A 17,829-nucleotide genomic window follows, 5' to 3' on the forward strand; every position below is an offset into this window, starting at 1 on the left:
CTTTATTTTGCACAGATCATTTATGCCATTTGTTTCGCTTTTTCAATAACTTCTTCAATTCTTCCTACAAGACGGAATGCGTCCTCAGGAATATCATCATGCTTACCTTCGAGGATTTGTTTGAATCCTTCAATCGTCTCCTTGACCGGAACATAAGATCCTTTTTGCCCAGTGAACTGTTCCGCAACGTGGAAGTTCTGAGATAAGAAGAACTGGATACGACGAGCACGTGATACTGTCAATTTGTCGTCGTCACTCAACTCATCCATACCAAGGATTGCGATGATGTCTTGTAGTTCCTTATAGCGTTGAAGCGTCTGCTGTACTTGACGAGCAACATTGTAGTGCTCTTCTCCAACGATTTCAGGTGCAAGTGCACGAGAAGTTGAAGCAAGCGGGTCCACCGCAGGGTAGATACCCATTTCAGAAAGCTTACGCTCAAGGTTCGTCGTAGCATCCAAGTGAGCGAATGTTGTCGCTGGTGCTGGGTCAGTGTAGTCATCGGCAGGTACGTAGATCGCCTGGATAGACGTTACAGAACCTTTCTTCGTCGATGTGATACGTTCTTGCAATTGACCCATTTCAGTAGCAAGTGTCGGCTGATAACCAACCGCTGAAGGCATACGTCCTAATAGGGCAGATACCTCAGAACCTGCTTGTGTGAAACGGAAGATGTTATCGATGAAGAACAATACGTCTTGTCCTTGCTCATCACGGAAATATTCCGCCATAGTCAATCCAGTAAGTGCAACACGTTGACGAGCTCCTGGTGGTTCGTTCATCTGACCGAATACCATCGCTGTCTTGTTGATAACACCGGAGTCTTTCATTTCGTAGTAAAGGTCATTTCCTTCACGAGTACGCTCACCCACACCGGCGAAAACGGAAATACCACCGTGTTCTTGTGCGATGTTGTTGATAAGCTCCTGGATCAATACGGTCTTCCCTACTCCTGCTCCTCCGAACAACCCGATCTTTCCACCTTTTACGTATGGTGCAAGAAGGTCAACAACCTTGATTCCTGTTTCAAGAATCTCAGTTTTCGTTGTAAGTTGATCGAATTTAGGTGCTTCACGGTGAATCGGGTCACGTTGGATGCCTGGTTGAAGCTCCTCATCCAGGTCGATCTTTTCACCTAGTACGTTGAAAACACGACCTAATGTTACGTCACCGACTGGTACCGCGATCGGTGAACCAGTATCTACCGCTTCCGTTCCTCTAACGAGTCCGTCGGTGGAAGCCATCGCGACGGTACGAACAGTATCATCACCAAGGTGAAGTGAAACTTCGAGAGTCAAATCGATTGACTTTTCTCCCTCAGTGCTTTGAACTTTAAGTGCATTGTAAATCTCAGGCAGGTTCCCGCTCTCGAACTGTACGTCGACGACCGGACCCATGACTTGAGTGATACGTCCTTTGTTCATGTTTTTCCCTCCTAACGTCCTTTTGAGGATGCTATGTGTTTCTGACCTTAAGGTCGATTCGTCTATTCAAGTGCTGCTGCTCCACCAACGATCTCAGTGATTTCTTGAGTGATTGCGGCCTGACGAGCTCGGTTGTATGAAAGTGAAAGGCTACCGATAATTTCATCTGCATTATCAGTTGCACTCTTCATTGCAGTCATACGAGAAGCATGTTCACTAGCTTTTGCATCTAGTAAAGCACCATAAATCAAGCTTTCTGCATACTGAGGAAGAAGGTCTTCAAGAATTTCTTCTTCAGATGGCTCATATTCATAGGAGCTTTTCGCTTTCTCTTCTCCACCGATATCCGTAAGTGGCAACAACTTCTTTTCTGTGAGATCCTGCTGGATCGCACTCACAAAGTGGTTGTAATACATATACAATTCATCGTACACTCCGTCAGCGAATTTCTGTACAGCTTGACTCGCGATCTCTTTGATATCAGCAAATTCTGGTTGATCCGCAAGACCTACGATGCTGTCTTCCACTGGCATGTTCCGGTTCTTGAAGAAGCTCAAACCGACTTTTCCGACAACGATGACTGTATATTCGTCCTTTGAATTATGTCGTTCCTGAATCGTACGGTAGACATGACGTAGGACGCTGCTGTTATATGGACCTGCGAGCCCTTTATCAGCAGTGATTACAAGGTAACCAGTCTTTTTGACAGGTCGACTTTGGAGCATTGGATGACGTGCATTCGAACTGCCACTCGCAATACTTGAGACGACCTCCTGGATCTTATCCATATAAGTTACGAAGGATTTTGCATTGTTTTCAGCACGGTTCAATTTCGCTGCTGAAACCATCTCCATTGCCTTCGTGATTTGTTTGGTCTTTTTCGTAGAGTTGATTCTTGTTTGAATATCACGTAACGATGCCACTCGTTTCACCACCTTTATTAAAGGAACGAAGACTTGGGTTCCGTCCCATTATGATCCGAAAGAAAACGGGATGTCGCTAAGATTACTCAGATACAACAAATGTTTTCTTGAATTCGTTGATCGCGCCGGTCATATCTTCATCTTTAGGAAGATTTGCAGTTTCGCGGATTCCAGCAAGTAATTCCTTACGGTTATGATCCAACCAAGTATGGTATTCTTCCTCGAAGCGTTGGACATCTTCCACTGGAATATCATCCAAGAAACCTTTTGTAAGCGCATAAAGGCTGGCAACCTGCTTTTCAACAGCAAGCGGCTTGTGTAAACCTTGCTTCAATACTTCAACAGTACGAGCACCACGGTTTAACTTCGCCTGAGTTGCTTTATCAAGATCAGATCCGAATTGAGCGAATGCTTCAAGCTCACGGTAAGACGCTAAGTCAAGACGAAGCGTACCGGAAACCTTCTTCATCGCTTTTATTTGTGCGGATCCCCCAACACGGGATACAGAAAGACCTGCGTTAACCGCTGGACGCACTCCAGAGAAGAATAGATCTGATTGTAAGAAGATCTGTCCGTCAGTGATGGAGATAACGTTAGTCGGGATATAAGCCGAAACATCACCTGCTTGCGTTTCAATGAATGGAAGTGCAGTCAATGAACCGCCGCCTTTAGCATCACTCAACTTCGCTGCACGCTCTAGTAAACGAGAGTGGAGGTAGAATACATCCCCTGGGAATGCTTCACGACCTGGAGGACGACGAAGTAGTAGTGACAGTTCACGGTATGCAGCAGCTTGCTTCGAAAGGTCATCATAAATGACAAGTACGTGCTTACCGTTGTACATGAATTCTTCACCCATTGTTACCCCAGCATATGGAGCAAGGTAAAGAAGTGGAGCTGGTTGTGATGCACTCGCTGTTACGACGATCGTGTAATCAAGTGCTCCGTGCTCACGTAATGTTTCAACTACACCTGCAACTGTTGATTCTTTTTGTCCAATAGCAACGTAAATACAAATCATATCTTCGTCTTTTTGGTTGATGATCGTATCGATTGCGATCGCCGTTTTACCTGTTTGACGGTCACCGATGATCAATTCACGTTGACCACGTCCGATTGGAATCAGAGAGTCGATCGCTTTGATTCCCGTTTGAAGTGGTTCGTGTACCGATTTACGATCCATAACCCCTGGTGCCGGACTTTCGATTGGACGGGTTTTTGATGTTTCGATCGCACCTTTTCCATCAACTGGTTGTCCAAGAGAGTTTACGACACGTCCGAGAAGCTCTTCACCTACAGGAACTTCCATGATACGTCCTGTACGCTTGACTTCGTCTCCTTCACGGATATCGACATATGGTCCAAGGATGATGATACCGACGTTGTTTTCCTCAAGGTTTTGGGCCATACCCATTACACCATTAGAGAATTCAACGAGCTCACCAGCCATGACATTGTCTAATCCATGCACACGTGCGATACCGTCCCCAACTTGAATAACGGTACCTACATCACTTACTTCTATTTCAGAAGAATAGTTTTCAATTTGTTGTTTGATCAGCGAACTAATTTCTTCCGCTTTTATGCTCATGAATTTCACCCCTATCGTACTCGTCTCACTCGGAGACTAATTGACGTTGAATTCGGTTCAACTTACCACTGACGCTTCCGTCGAAAATACGGTTGCCGATCTTGACTTTGATTCCACCGACAAGATCTTGGTCGATTACATTTTCAACACGAAGCTCTTTTACGTTAAGACGCTCAGCGAACGTTTTGGAAATCGCTTGTTGTTCATCTTCAGTCAAAATGCGAACGGAGTAGACAGTAGCATCTGCCACACCACGTTCTTCATTTGCTAATCGGATATATTGTTCGACCATACTCGGAATCATAGCCTCGCGTTTACGGTCGACCATCAATAAAAGTGTATTGTGGACAGCTTCAGAAACTTGATTACCAAATAGTTTTGATAATAATGCTTTCTTGTCATCAATCGAAATCTTAGGATGGTTCAAAATCGTAAGTAATTGATCATTCTCCTGGATGACGCTTTTTACGCTGACAAGCTCTTTTTCGACCTGGTCGAGTGCATTACGTTCTCGTACTACCTCGAATAGAGCAGCGGCGTACCGTTTCGCTACGACTTCTTTGTCCTTACTCATCGACCTTCGCCTACCTCTTTAAGATAATCGTCTACAAGTTTTTCCTGAGACTTCTCATCCAGTTCCTTGGCGATCACCTTAGACGCGATTTGAACAGACAATGTTGCCACTTCATCACGCAACGTTTGTACAGCTTGTTCTTTCTCACGTTCGATTTCAGATAGAGCTGATTCCTTCATGCGAACAGCTTCTTCACGTGCTGCTTGAAGAATGCCCTCACCTTGCTGCTCACCTTGCTTTTTAGCTGATTCAATCAATTGTTGTGCTTCTTTACGTGCTTCTTTCAATGCTTCCGTTTGTTCCTTCAGGTAAGCTTGAGCTTCCTTACGGCTTGTTTCAGCTTCATTTATTTCACTTGCGATATGCTGCTCACGTTTTTTCATGATGCCCATCAATGGACCCCAAGCATATTTACGCAGTAAGAATAATAGAACGATAAACGCTAGTAACTGAAATAATATATCGCCGGCAAAAAAACCACCCGCACCCACAATAAGACTGTCTGGATTCAAGAATTGCACAGCGGTTCCTCCCTTCATAGGTCATACATAAGGAATGGCGAGGTCCACATAGAACTTCGCCATTATGAAAACTCCATGGTAACGTTACAAATAGTTATGACTATTAACCACCAAGTACGATGAACGCGATAACGACACCGATGATTGGAAGTGCCTCAACTAATGCTATACCGATAAACATTGTTGTTTGAAGAGTTCCGCGTAATTCTGGTTGACGAGCGATCCCTTCTACTGTACGTCCTACGATAAGACCGTTACCTACACCGGCACCAATTGCCGCTAGACCTACTGCAATTGCAGCTGCGATTAAATTCATTTAAATTTCCTCCTTGAGAAATATATTAGTTTATAATTTCTTCCCATAAATGGGCTTATTCCTAGAGTCACAGACTTAAAACTTTGTTCAACAAATCACTTATAATGACATGAGTTGTTACATTTTAAACTTTTGTCAACTTCCTATTAGTGTTCGTCGCTGACTTTGTGAGCCATATAAACCATAGTCAACATCGTAAAGATGAATGCCTGGATTGTACCGACGAAGACACTGAATCCTTGCCATACGAGCATTGGTGCAAAGGACAGGATTCCTGAGAAAATCGAGGCAGTACCTGCTGCTGCAAGTAGTCCTAGCAATACTTCACCTGCATAGATGTTACCGTAAAGTCGAAGACCAAGCGTCAACGTATTTGCGAATTCTTCGATGATTTTTAGCGGGAACATGAATTTCATCGGCTTAAAGAAATCACTGCCGTATGATTTTGCTCCTTTTACTTTGATAGCGTAGAAGTGTGTCAGTACTACAACCATGATTGCGAGTGTCAATGTGATCGTTGGATCAGCTGTTGGTGATTTCCACCAGAGTTCATCGCCGATTGCGATTGCAAATGGAAGTCCGAGCATGTTGGAGACGAATATGTACATGATAATCGTCAATCCCAGCGTCAGGAAGCGTCCACCTGTTTTCCAGTCCATCGTGCTGTTGATGATTCCTTTTACGAAATCGATGAGCCATTCCATGAAGTTCTGCATTCCGGTAGGCCGCATCTGTAAGCTTCGTGAACCGAGTACTGCAATTATGAACACAATTACGGATGCAATTGTTATCATCATAACGTTGGAACTGTTAAAGGTTAGTCCGAATAAGTGAAACGTTGGTGCTTCATGATTCAATTCTTTCACCTCTCTTCCCCAAAATTCATTTAGAAGCAAAATAAAAATCTATCAACATGATAAGGTATATCATGAGTAAACCTATTACTACTGCGATCAAGTTGAAGTGTTCAGGAAAACGAGTGGCGATCAGAACAGCTAGTCCAGCTGTCATCAACCTTGAAAGCGACCCCATCGTCCTTACCTTTGTTCCTTCGGTCACAGCTTGTCCAACACGATCGATTTTGCGGTGCATAGACCATACATTGAACATACTCACAACGATCCCGAGCACTAAACCGAGGAATACTTGCTTGTAGGTTGTAAAGCCCCAGCCTAATACACAGATTGAGAGCAGGTACAGGCAATATTTTATGTACCGTCGAAACGCGTTGTCATACGTTGAGAGGTTCTCTGTCATTGTTCCTCTTCTCCAAAATAGCGCTGAATTAACTTGATCATCCCGTATACTCCGGCTGCTAAACCAATGAACAGTCCAACGATCATCAAAAACGGAGCTGTACCCAAACTACGATCCAACCACATTCCACCGAAAATGCCGATAAGTATCGACCCTACTAATTGAGAGAGAATACCGGACATCAATGCCATCGAGTGGAGAGGTGAACGTTTTCCAGTGCGCATTTTATCGCACTCCTTTGTAAATGGCTTGGTTTTGAGGTTTAAGATAAAAACTTATACTAATATAGTTTAAGTATAAGCTGGAGTAATAGACGAGATTTAAAAGTTGCCATAATGTAGATATATTAGGTATGAAAACCTTATCATACATCCTTTGTAAGAATACTATAGCCACTAGTACATGTCAATTACGTTACAGGCGAAAATCATGGTAAGATTTGAAAACTTTTTGAACCTTTTTTCACCGGGTGAAATGCCTGCTATTTTGTTCCGAACAGACGGTCTCCTGCATCTCCTAATCCTGGTACGATATATCCTTTTTTATTCAAATACTCATCCATAGCCCCAAGATATATATCGACATCTGGATGAGCTTCTTGAACCATTTTCACTCCTTCAGGAGCTGCAATCAGACACATCAGCTTGATGTTTTGTGCACCGCGGTTTTTTAATGAAGTGATTGCGGCAACAGCAGAACCACCTGTAGCAAGCATCGGATCGATTACAATGAGTTCACGTTCTTCTATATCGCTTGGAAGCTTTACATAATACTCGACTGGCTGCAACGTATCAGGATCACGGTATAATCCGACGTGCCCTACTTTTGCTGCAGGAATCAATTTCAGAATTCCATCAACCATTCCTAACCCAGCACGAAGGATCGGAACCAGCCCAAGCTTTTTGCCTGCAATCGTATAAGCTTTCGCTTCAGAAACAGGTGTTTTCACAGTTACCTCTTGTAACGGGAGTTCTCTGGTGATTTCGAAGGCCATAAGTGCTGCGACTTCATCGACCAGCTCACGGAATTCTTTCGTTCCAGTCGATTCATCACGGATATAGGTGATCTTGTGTTGGATCAACGGGTGTTCAAGAACGTGTACTTTACTCATTCGTCATCTCTCCTTATTAGTTTATGTAAAATCAGAGTTGTCTCAATACTTGGTCGGCACAACTCTCGTAAAGGTTTTTTGCCTCTCGCAAATTGTACAGAAAAAAGGGTGCGAGTTCAACACGATTCATCAGGAAAATCATCCCTAAGACAAAAACAGTACCAATTGAGTAGAAATTCGGGATTTTCGCTCTAGATAAGCATTTGACTGGAGAACCCTTTGGAACGGTTTTTAATGAAGGCTCTTTTAGTAAAGATTGTTGTTTTACACTATTCCATTGTAATCGCGTAGAAATATACTCGCTTTCCGCGGGCGATCCGCAAGCCTCCTCGCTCGCTTGCACAGGATCTCAACACAAAAATGAAATCATTTTCGTGTCTGCGATGAGAATTCTTAGAAGCTTTCCTTATGCTGGCTTCGACGTTCACCATAAGACCACAGAATTAAGTTACATCCTTGTAGTTTTGCGCCGAGTAACCGCAGGCGCAGGATGTGGTGGTATTTAGTCGAAGTTCATTATTATACTCGAAGATCCTTAAATCGCTGCGGGGTCTCGCCTGACACGCTTTTCCCGCAGGAGTCTCGTATATTTTAGCGTTTACAGGTCTTCATCGAATCTATATCAAAGTGAATGACCCCTCCTTAACACCCTTTCGGGATGTTTGAAGAAGGGGCTTCCTGTTTCGCAGACCGTTGCGTAGAGGGGTTTCCCACTACGTCTTACATAATCTCCACAGGCGTAGATTATACTGTTCGGACACAACCTTGCCCTACAGTTCGTATGATTCAGTTTGTCACAAGTAATTCTTCTAATGCTTTTTGTAGGATGTTTAATGCTGCGTTTTGGTCTCTATCCAACACTGTTCCGCATTTTGTACAAATATGAGTACGAATAGAAAGTGACTTCTTTACACGATTCCCACAATAGGAACAGTCTTGAGAAGTGTATTTTGGTTCTACTTTTTTCAGTAGTCCTCCATGCTTTTCGCATTTATACAAAAGCATGTTTCGGAACATTCCCCAACCTGCATCCGAAATGGATTTCGATAACTTTCTATTTCTGACCATGCCGCAGATATTTAGATTTTCTACAGCGACAACAGAATAATCTTTTGACAGGTTGTAACTTAGCTTGTGAAGAAAATCTCTGCGCTGGTTTGCGACTTTCTCGTGTAAAGAACGAACCTTTTGTACTTGTTTGATGTAGTTGAGAGAGCCTTTTTTCTTCTTAGAAAGAGTACGCTGTGCCTTCTTTAGTTGTTTCTCTTTCTTACGAAGAAATCTTGGGTTTTTAATCTCTAACCCATTAGAAAGGACCGCATACTTATTAAGTCCAACGTCAATTCCTATTGCACGATTCGTATCAATAGAAGGTGGTAATGCTTGTCTTTCGACACAAAAAATCGCATACCATTTCTTTCCTTGACGTTTGATAATAAGTTGTTTAATTGTTCCTTCTAATGGTCTATGAAGCAAGATATCTATTTCACCTAGCTTTTTATTGTATAACTTACCATTATCAGAAAAGGACATAGCATAACGATGTATTCCATTTGGTTTGAAACCGAATTGAGGGAAAGTCATACTATTATAATCTTTATACTTTTTCTGTTTTGGATATTTTGCATCTTTACGAAAGAAGCTTTCAAACGCTTTTTGTAGACGCACAAAGACTTCCTGTAAAGGCTGGGAAGGTACTTCTTTTAGAAAAGGATATATCTTTTTATCTAGTGTTTGTTGGTTTTGCATATCATAACGACTGTAATTTTCTTTGTTTTGTTTATATATCCGTTCTTTATCTAAAAGAGCAGAATTATAGGTTTGACGACAATATTGTAACCAACGTTCTAGTATTTCTTTTTGTTTTTCTGTTGGATAGACTTTATATTTTTGATTTAGCAACATTGTCACCACCTCCAATGGTTTATGTGGATAATTATACCAAGAAGAGGCGATGGGAACAAGTGTTTTGGTTTGAACCAACCGAAATTCATCCCCTCCCTATCCTTGGGCTACGCCCTTCACAGGCTTGAGGAAGGGGAATTCTTTCGGAATTTGTTAAATCGTAGTCAAGAGGCCGTTTATCCAACGGATTCCGGCTGAATTGGTAGGTTATGGTATGTTTTGAAAGGACAAGAAATGGATTATCTACAAAATCAGGGGGAAACTTACAAAAAGTAAAATTTATCTACAAAAATGAGAAATTATCTATAAAAGCGATTTACCTAACCAAAATCAAAATGATGGCGACCAGCAAGCAACTGGTCGCCTCACATTATGCTTTATTCGTATAACGCGTATTTGGAAGAAAGTCGGCTTACACGTTCTTTAGTCGCTATTTTCGTTTCTTCATCTTCTGGATTGCTAAGTACAAGTGAAATGATGGAAGCGATCTCTCTCATATCATCTGCTTCAAAGCCTCTCGACGTTACTGCCGCTGTTCCGATACGAAGACCGCTAGTTACAAACGGACTTTCAGGATCGAACGGAATTGTATTTTTGTTCGTTGTAATTCCGATATCATCAAGAGCCCTTTCTGCAACCTTCCCTGTCACGTTCATGTTACGGACATCGACGAGCAACAAGTGATTGTCCGTACCGTCGGAAACAAGTGATAGTCCTTCTTCTTTCAAAGCCTCACCTAATACCCGTGCATTATCAATAACCTTTTGAGAATAAGTCTTGAAGTCGTCATTCAATGCTTCACCTAAGGCAACTGCTTTTGCAGCAATTACATGCATGAGCGGCCCACCTTGGATTCCAGGGAAAATCGATTTATCGATTTTCTTTGCGAATTCCTCTTTACATAAAATCATTCCACCTCGAGGTCCACGCAACGTTTTATGGGTCGTTGTCGTCACAAAGTGTGCATGTGGAACAGGGTTCGGGTGATGACCTGTCGCGACAAGACCAGCGATATGCGCCATATCAACCATCAAGTATGCATCGACCTCATCTGCGATCTCTCTAAATCTTTTAAAGTCGATTTCACGCGGGTAAGCACTCGCACCTGCCACAATCAGTTTCGGCTTATGCTTTTTCGCCAACTCCAGTACCTTATCATACTGTATCGTATGCGTTTCTTCATCGACACCATACTCGACGAAATTATATTGGATACCACTGAAGTTTACTGGACTACCATGTGTCAGATGTCCACCATGAGATAGGTTCATCCCTAGTACTGTGTCACCTTGCTCTAAGATTGTGAAATAAACTGCCATGTTCGCTTGAGCACCAGAATGTGGCTGGACATTGACATGTTCAGCACCAAATAGCTGCATCGCGCGTTCTCGCGCCAGGTTCTCCACGACATCGACATGCTCACAACCACCGTAATAACGACGGCCAGGATAACCCTCTGCATATTTGTTAGTAAGAACAGATCCTTGAGCTTCCATTACTGCTTTGCTGACAAAGTTTTCAGATGCAATCAACTCGATTTTATTACGTTGCCGACCTAATTCATCTTGGATCGCATCAAATACGACCGTATCTTGATTCTTAAGTTGATCCATAGTTTCACTCCTTTACTGACCTCTATACTTTTTTCAAAACAATGATTTCATTTTATCATTATTACTATTGTCTCGTAACGATAAACGGTTTTTTTCTCTGAAATTTCATAGGATTGTAAAATGAAAGGGCTTACTTATGTTGTTTTGGGCTGGAAACCTGCCCAGTTTTTGAGGTAATTCCCTATAGAGATATTTCCTTCCCTCCTAAAATCAAAAAAGTTGACCACAGCAACCGCTGCAGTCAACCATAATACTATTTATATGATATTTCTTCTTTTGCCGGATAGACTGCCCGCTCTCCGCCAATCAATTTAGGGCGGGTTCTGGCTAGTGTCACATGAGCATGCCCGATTGATTTTACGGAAGATCTAACTGGAACTGCTACATGCTTTAGGTGCATTCCGATAAATGTGTCACCGATGTCAATCCCAGCGTCAGCTTTAATATGCTCGACGATAACAGGATTTTTCAAGTGATGATATGCATAGGTCGGCAACGCACCGCCCGCGGATCGGACTGGAACAACTGTCACAGGCTCATACCCTCGATCTAACGCTGTATTACGTTCCATCACTAATGCTCGATTCAAATGTTCACAGCATTGGAAAGCAATATTCACATTGGTGCTTTTCTGAAACTCGATGATTCCTTCAAAAAGTTGATGTGCAACATCCATCGTGCCTGAGGTTCCAATTGCTTCTCCAACCACTTCGCTCGTACTAGCCCCGACGACCAGTAAATGACTTGAAGAAAGTGGAATTGATTTATCAAGTTCATTCAGGGCTTCTACGACTTGGGGTTGAATCTGATACAGTGATTCGTCCATTCCAATCTTCCTTTCTTTTTCCCCTTTATGGTTAAAAACGTTAAGCCTTTGTTTCGACTTCCATCATTTTATTGATACGGCGTTCGTGGCGGCCACCTTCGAATCCTGTTTCAAGCCAAACTTTTGCGATTTCCTTTGCTAAGCCAGGTCCAATGATTCTTTCTCCCATTGCCAATACGTTCGAGTCATTATGAAGTCGCGTAACCTTCGCACTGAACAAATCATGGACAAGCGCACAACGTACACCATCAACTTTATTGGCTGTAATCGACATTCCGATTCCCGTGCCACAGATCAAGATGCCTCTGTCGACTTCCCCTTTCGCCACCTTTTCGGCTACCGGTACTGCGTAATCCGGGTAATCGACCGAATCTTCACAATTGCATCCTACATCTTCGTATTGGATGTTCAATTCATCCATGACTTCCTTTATATCATCCTTAATTTTGTAACCAGCATGGTCACTACCAATTGCTACTTTCATGGTATTTGAATCCTCCAGTATAAGAATGTTTGTGTTCATTGTAAGGGGATGTCCAGCAGGTTTCAACTTCTGTGTTTCCCCTATCTTGTTTATCGCAGGTTTCCACTGCTTTTTCAACTATATTTTTCAGTCAATTTTTGTACAAGTTCGTCCAATTCCTTAAACGTTTGACAATAAGTTTCTTTCGGACCACCGAATGGATCGGATATATCCATGGCAGGTATGGATTGTTCCAGTTTTTCAGCTTCCTCGATCAATTCATTCATTTTAGCAGAAAGGGCTTGCTTCTCGGCTTTATCACCTTTGTCCAGATCATAGATTTCTACTCTCAGCTGTTCGATTTTGTCGTATATCTGCTCCAATTTGTCGAGTATTTCTTTATGATCGGAGACGTGTTCCTTTATCGTATGCACTTTTCCCAATATGGCAGGAAATTGAGAAATGATTGCATATTTATGTTGAGAGGTCATCGTCAGAATCAGGTCTGCCCATTCAACCAATTCTTCAGTAAGAGGCTGTGACTGATGATTACAAGGAATGCCTTCATCTTTTAAAACTTCGATTGATTGTGCACTTGCGGGGCTTCCGTAAGATGCATATATCCCAGCGGATTGAACGTCGATCTTCCCATTTGAGTAATGGCGTAACAGCGCTTCTGCCATCGGACTTCGACAGGTGTTTCCAGTACATACGAATAATATATTCATTTCCATGCCTCCTATTGCTAGCTTGGCAGTTCTTCACCACGTTTATAACTAGTATTTATTTTATAGAATGCAGAAAGTCGATTCAATGTTTTGGGCACCGAGAAAGTAGAGATTTTTCAGATAGGCTTTGTAATTCTTCATATTGCGAAATTTACTCCCTTTCCGCGGGCGATCCGCAAGCCTCCTCGCTCATTCCTCGCTGCGGGGTCTCGCCTGGCTCGCTTTTCCCGTAGGAGTGTCGCGAATTTCACTCAAAGAAAGTTCGCTTTTGAAAATCAACAACAGTTAACAGCGCCTTCACATAAAAAACGAGCCCTGGAAAGGAACTCGATCTTGGATCAAAAAATTAATTTCAGCCCGAAGGACAACAGGATGCACCCTCCTAGGGCCTCGCTGTATGAACCGAACCATTTTTGGGTTTTCGTTCCGATCAGAAGCCCTATCCAGGTCAATCCCATACTGATTATGCCGAACAAAAGAATCGTAATGATCACTTTGGCTCCGAAAATACCGAGGCTGAGGCCGACCGAAAAACTGTCCAAGCTTACACTTAGTGAAAAAAGCCATATGCCAAATCCTTTAGGAGTAATAAAGGGCTCATCCGTTGAACGTAAAGATGAGAGGATCATCTGTACACCAAGAGCGACCAACAGCCCCCCACCGATCCAGGTTGCAAGGTTGCCGAAATGCAGGCTGAGCTGTTTGCCGATTGACATTCCCAAAAGAGGCATGATCATATGGAAAATTCCGATCAAGAGGCCGATCTTATAGATCTGACGAAGCCGAAGTTGGATCATCCCCATCCCTAACCCCATCGAAAACGCATCCATACCTAAAGCTATTGCCATGATGATAAGTGTAATCAATTCACCAACGAGTTCAGTCGTCACAGTTGTCCTCCCCCTTTGCCCATACTTCAACGTATGCATGTCTACTTCGGATTAGACATTTCTTCCAATTAAAGGGGAAAATCGAGTTTTGACGAAGGAAATTTTTCATTTATAGTGAATGTATACGAGGGACAAATATTTTCACAGATTATGTTTTGATTTGTTGTTTGATGGAGATTGTTGTGTTGTAACCACTCTCCCAATAAATAAAGAGCGGAGGATGCATCATGGACCCTTTATATCCAAATCCCTCTAATTATCATGAAAACGAAGGTAATAGTGAGGATTATATCTTAAGAAGAGCCGAGGAATTGGAACTTGAGGATCACATACAGGACAGCATGACGTTCAAAGTCGAAAAATCAAAATCTACATACAGGTTTGTCAATTGCCAGGGAAATTTGTTAAAAAAATTCGGCTATCAGCCATCTGACATAGTAGGAAAAAGCCTTGTTGAATGCTTTCCAACGAACCACACGCTTAAAAAAATTCTTTCATCTGACCGTGCCTGGGAAGGAAAGACCATTACATATGAAGGGCATTTGAATGGCATCCCATTTTTAGGGGCCGTTGCTCCAATTTACGATGATGAGGGGGAAGTTAGACAACTTCAAGGTTTCTGTGTCGATATCAGCAAGAAAAAGGAATCGGAAAAACAATTGAAGGAACGGGAATATTACTTTCGGACCCTCTTCAAATATCATCCTGATGGAATTTTCACTTTGAATAAGGAGGGCAAATTTCTTTTTGTCAATCCAGCAGTGCTCTCCATTTGCGGCTATAAGGAGAATGAGCTGATCAATACCCATTTCATGCCGTTGATCGTTCCAGAAGAAAGAAAAAACGCAAGAGACTATTTTTATAAAGCAAGCAACGGTAAAATCCTGGACTTCGAAACAACCATTTTCCATAAGCATGGTGATCCTGTGAATGTCCAAGTGACCAATATCCCGATCATCATTGACGATGAAGTCCATAGCATCTACGGAATCGTACGTGATATCACGCAGCAGAAGAAAAGTGAAAAAGAGCTCCATCTATTGAAGGATCGATTGGCCTCGATGATTTACCATTCCGCCGATTCGATTGCGATTTTTGATATGGACGATCTTTTGGTCAACGCGAATCCGACTTTTGAAAGCTTTTATGGATGGAAAGCTGAAGATCTGATCGGTAAAAAAGTTCCGTATGTACCTGAAGAGTATAAAAACGAGTACGGCCAAATTTTAGAAAAGGTCAAAAAAGGAAAGAAATTCACTGCTATCGAAACGACAAGGATCACAAAGGATGGGTCTAATTTCTATGCAAGCGTGACACTTTCTCCCCTGGAGGATGAAGAGGGCAATATTTTCGGTTATTCTGCTATTACAAGGGATATCAATAAGCAGAAACTCGCTCAAGACGCTCTAAGGAAACAAAATGAACATTACCGGATCATCACGGAACATACAATGGACCTCATCAATGTCTTCCATCCGAATGGGCAGATCCTGTATTCTTCCCCTTCTCATAAAACAATTCTTGGTTATAATGCTGGGGAGTTCAAGGATATGGAATGGACGAAAGTCATACATCCTGAGGATCTAGGATCAGTCATACAATCGATTGTCAATATGAAACAGACAAAGGATTCTTCTAAAATTGAATTCCGTATAAAAAATGCGGATGGGGATTGGGTTGTTTTAGAATGTTACGGTACAGTAGTCCTCAATCAAAAGAATGAAGTCGAATCGTTCGTTACGATCTCACGCGATATCACTGAAAGGAAGCAGACAGAGGATTTTTTACGGAAATCAGAAAAGCTGGCAGTCCTAGGGGAGCTTGCTGCAGGTATCGCACACGAAATCCGGAATCCGCTTACATCATTAAAGGGGTTCACTCATTTACTTAAAGCCAATGCCGGCGATGAAAATCTCGAATACTATGACATCATGCTTTCTGAGCTCGAACGGATCAATACGATTGTCGGGGAATTCATGATGCTTGCCAAACCCCAGCCTCGCAATGTCAAACCGAATGATATCTCGAAGATTTTAAAAGAAGCGACATCATTATTGGAAGCGCAGGCAAATCTCTACAACATCCAATTCCTTTTAGATTTCGATTCAGTCTTGATCGTGAATTGCGAAGCCGATCAGATGAAACAGGTCTTCATCAACTTGATGAAAAATGCCATCGAATCAATGGAGTCAAGCGGTGGCCTTATTGTGATCAGAGCAATCAGTAATAAGGACTCCGCCGCGATTTCATTTATTGATGAAGGGTGCGGCATACCAGAGGAGAAACTTTCAAATATCGGGGAACCATTTTATACGACAAAGGAAAAAGGGACCGGTCTTGGCATGATGATTTGCAATAAAATCATTGAAAACCACCACGGTTCGATTTCGATTGAGAGTGAATTGGATAAAGGGACAAAAGTAACGATCACATTGCCGCTCAGCTGAGGATTGATAGGAGTCGAGGGCATGTATGGCTGACCTTCGGCCGTATTAGAACAAAAAAAAGGGATTGACCCTTATCAGGTCAGTCCCGTTTCTTGTTCTTTGTAATCACTCGATTGCCTGCAGCTTTTAGGAGACGATTCATGAGGGCTTCACCCATGCCATCAATCGGATAGGTTTCTCCTAAAATCACATCCACTGACGTTTCATCGAATGCTCGAAGCTGATGATACAATTTTTGAGCTACACCTTCTACTTCTAATGCAGATCCTAGACTTTTCACTTCATCAGCTCGAAGCTGTCTTGCCAGTTCATCACTGACAAGCACTCCAACCTTCTTTCCTTCTCGTTGAAATCCTTCAATTTGCGATTGGAAAAATGCGCTATTTCCTTCTATCAAGTACAGCGGGGCATCCGGTGCGTAATGCGTGTATTTCATACCCGGAGATTTTGGCGCTTGTTCGCTTTCCAACAAGGCCGGATCCCATTTTACATCCCCCACAACCGTTTCTAGCTGGGCTTTCGTGATTCCGCCTGGACGAAGGATTATCACGGTTTCCCCTGTCACTTCTACAACGGTTGATTCTAGACCTACCCCTGTCACACCTCCGTCGAGGATCCCTTTAATCCTGCCATTCAGATCCTGGTACACATGCTCGCCGATTGTTGGACTTGGCTTCCCAGACTTGTTTGCGCTAGGTGCTGCGAGAGGCAGACCAGATGCTTCAATCAAGGCGAGAGCAACCGGATGGTCCGGCATCCTAACCCCGACACTTGTTAAGCCGGCAGTGGTGCGTTCTGCGATCCGCTCATTTTTAGGTAAAATGATCGTAAGCGGACCTGGCCAAAATCGATCCATCAACCTTTCCGCTGTTTCGTTCCAGGATGAGGCAGCTTGCTCCAACTGCGCTTTATCCGCAATGTGGACGATCAACGGGTTGTCGCTGGGCCGTCCTTTCGCCTCGAAGATTTTTTCAATCGCCCTATTGGAACAAGCATTGGCACCCAGCCCATAAACCGTTTCTGTCGGAAATGCGATGACCTCCCCTTCTCTTATCCACATTGCCGCTTCCTTTATTGATGGATGTTCCTTGATGTTATCCACATTTTCCACATTCCATTTTGTAGTTATCAACTGTTCCATGTGGGTAAGTACTCCTTTAAACTGTATATTATATCTGGGTTTTCACGATCTACCCACAAGCGTCCCAGAACTGTGGATATCGCTGTGGATAACTATTGG

18 protein-coding genes are annotated in these 17,829 nt (G+C 42.8%); 1 reads left to right on the plus strand and 17 read right to left on the minus strand.

Going from position 1 to position 17,829, the window contains the following annotated elements; translation table 11 throughout:
• Positions 1 to 20: 20 nt before the first annotated feature.
• From atpD to ACJROX_RS29060, 16 genes are all read right to left on the minus strand, one after another.
• The gene (gene atpD, locus ACJROX_RS28985) at positions 21 to 1,424 is read right to left on the minus strand and encodes a F0F1 ATP synthase subunit beta (protein ID WP_408008626.1); all 1,404 of its coding nucleotides are present in this window, start codon (positions 1,422 to 1,424) and stop codon (positions 21 to 23) included.
• A 62-nt stretch (positions 1,425 to 1,486) separates the two neighbouring features.
• Positions 1,487 to 2,347 (minus strand): ATP synthase F1 subunit gamma, encoded by an 861-nt coding sequence (gene atpG / locus ACJROX_RS28990; protein ID WP_408008627.1) that lies wholly within the window; start codon positions 2,345 to 2,347, stop codon positions 1,487 to 1,489.
• A gap of 82 nt (positions 2,348 to 2,429) precedes the next feature.
• Positions 2,430 to 3,938, minus strand: coding sequence for a F0F1 ATP synthase subunit alpha (gene atpA / locus ACJROX_RS28995; protein ID WP_408008628.1), 1,509 nt, complete (start codon positions 3,936 to 3,938; stop codon positions 2,430 to 2,432).
• A gap of 25 nt (positions 3,939 to 3,963) precedes the next feature.
• A complete protein-coding gene (locus ACJROX_RS29000) occupies positions 3,964 to 4,512 on the minus strand; it encodes a F0F1 ATP synthase subunit delta (protein WP_408008629.1) in 549 nt (182 codons plus the stop codon).
• Positions 4,509 to 5,051: a F0F1 ATP synthase subunit B gene (gene atpF, locus ACJROX_RS29005; RefSeq protein ID WP_408008630.1), complete on the minus strand. Its 543-nt coding sequence runs from the start codon at positions 5,049 to 5,051 to the stop codon at positions 4,509 to 4,511. Before atpF ends, ACJROX_RS29000 begins: the two co-directional genes overlap by 4 nt.
• Positions 5,052 to 5,136: 85 nt before the next feature.
• Entirely contained in the window at positions 5,137 to 5,349 is a 213-nt protein-coding gene (gene atpE / locus ACJROX_RS29010; RefSeq protein ID WP_226547468.1) for a F0F1 ATP synthase subunit C, read from the minus strand.
• A gap of 146 nt (positions 5,350 to 5,495) precedes the next feature.
• Positions 5,496 to 6,206, minus strand: coding sequence for a F0F1 ATP synthase subunit A (gene atpB / locus ACJROX_RS29015; protein WP_408011825.1), 711 nt, complete (start codon positions 6,204 to 6,206; stop codon positions 5,496 to 5,498).
• Positions 6,207 to 6,231: 25 nt separating this feature from the next.
• Positions 6,232 to 6,606: an ATP synthase subunit I gene (locus ACJROX_RS29020; protein ID WP_408008631.1), complete on the minus strand. Its 375-nt coding sequence runs from the start codon at positions 6,604 to 6,606 to the stop codon at positions 6,232 to 6,234.
• Positions 6,603 to 6,830: an AtpZ/AtpI family protein gene (locus tag ACJROX_RS29025; protein ID WP_408008632.1), complete on the minus strand. Its 228-nt coding sequence runs from the start codon at positions 6,828 to 6,830 to the stop codon at positions 6,603 to 6,605. Before ACJROX_RS29025 ends, ACJROX_RS29020 begins: the two co-directional genes overlap by 4 nt.
• Positions 6,831 to 7,087: 257 nt before the next feature.
• Positions 7,088 to 7,717 (minus strand): uracil phosphoribosyltransferase, encoded by a 630-nt coding sequence (gene upp, locus ACJROX_RS29030; RefSeq protein WP_408008633.1) that lies wholly within the window; start codon positions 7,715 to 7,717, stop codon positions 7,088 to 7,090.
• Positions 7,718 to 8,503: 786 nt separating this feature from the next.
• Positions 8,504 to 9,622 (minus strand): RNA-guided endonuclease InsQ/TnpB family protein, encoded by a 1,119-nt coding sequence (locus tag ACJROX_RS29035; protein ID WP_408008634.1) that lies wholly within the window; start codon positions 9,620 to 9,622, stop codon positions 8,504 to 8,506.
• A 377-nt stretch (positions 9,623 to 9,999) separates the two neighbouring features.
• A complete protein-coding gene (glyA, locus tag ACJROX_RS29040; RefSeq protein WP_408008635.1) occupies positions 10,000 to 11,235 on the minus strand; it encodes a serine hydroxymethyltransferase in 1,236 nt (411 codons plus the stop codon).
• Positions 11,236 to 11,488: 253 nt separating this feature from the next.
• Positions 11,489 to 12,061 carry a TIGR01440 family protein gene (locus ACJROX_RS29045; protein WP_408008636.1) on the minus strand — a complete coding sequence of 191 codons (573 nt, stop codon included), beginning with the start codon at positions 12,059 to 12,061 and terminating at the stop codon, positions 11,489 to 11,491.
• Between the two features lie 40 nt (positions 12,062 to 12,101).
• Complete coding sequence (rpiB, locus tag ACJROX_RS29050; protein WP_408008637.1) at positions 12,102 to 12,545, minus strand: ribose 5-phosphate isomerase B; 444 nt, start codon at positions 12,543 to 12,545, stop codon at positions 12,102 to 12,104.
• A gap of 113 nt (positions 12,546 to 12,658) precedes the next feature.
• The gene (locus ACJROX_RS29055; protein WP_408008638.1) at positions 12,659 to 13,252 is read right to left on the minus strand and encodes a low molecular weight protein arginine phosphatase; all 594 of its coding nucleotides are present in this window, start codon (positions 13,250 to 13,252) and stop codon (positions 12,659 to 12,661) included.
• Between the two features lie 338 nt (positions 13,253 to 13,590).
• A complete protein-coding gene (locus ACJROX_RS29060) occupies positions 13,591 to 14,181 on the minus strand; it encodes a manganese efflux pump MntP family protein (protein WP_408008639.1) in 591 nt (196 codons plus the stop codon).
• Between the two features lie 188 nt (positions 14,182 to 14,369).
• Between ACJROX_RS29060 and ACJROX_RS29065 the strand changes: the two genes are divergently transcribed.
• Positions 14,370 to 16,589, plus strand: a complete 2,220-nt coding sequence (locus ACJROX_RS29065) for a PAS domain S-box protein (RefSeq protein ID WP_408008640.1) — start codon at positions 14,370 to 14,372, stop codon at positions 16,587 to 16,589.
• 79 nt (positions 16,590 to 16,668) lie between these two features.
• On the opposite strand, the gene ACJROX_RS29070 is transcribed toward ACJROX_RS29065, so the two are convergent.
• Positions 16,669 to 17,721 carry an L-threonylcarbamoyladenylate synthase gene (locus ACJROX_RS29070; RefSeq protein WP_408011826.1) on the minus strand — a complete coding sequence of 351 codons (1,053 nt, stop codon included), beginning with the start codon at positions 17,719 to 17,721 and terminating at the stop codon, positions 16,669 to 16,671.
• Positions 17,722 to 17,829: the final 108 nt, after the last annotated feature.

This window comes from Pseudalkalibacillus sp. A8 (assembly GCF_045920555.1).
GTDB lineage: Bacteria > Bacillota > Bacilli > Bacillales > Fictibacillaceae > Pseudalkalibacillus.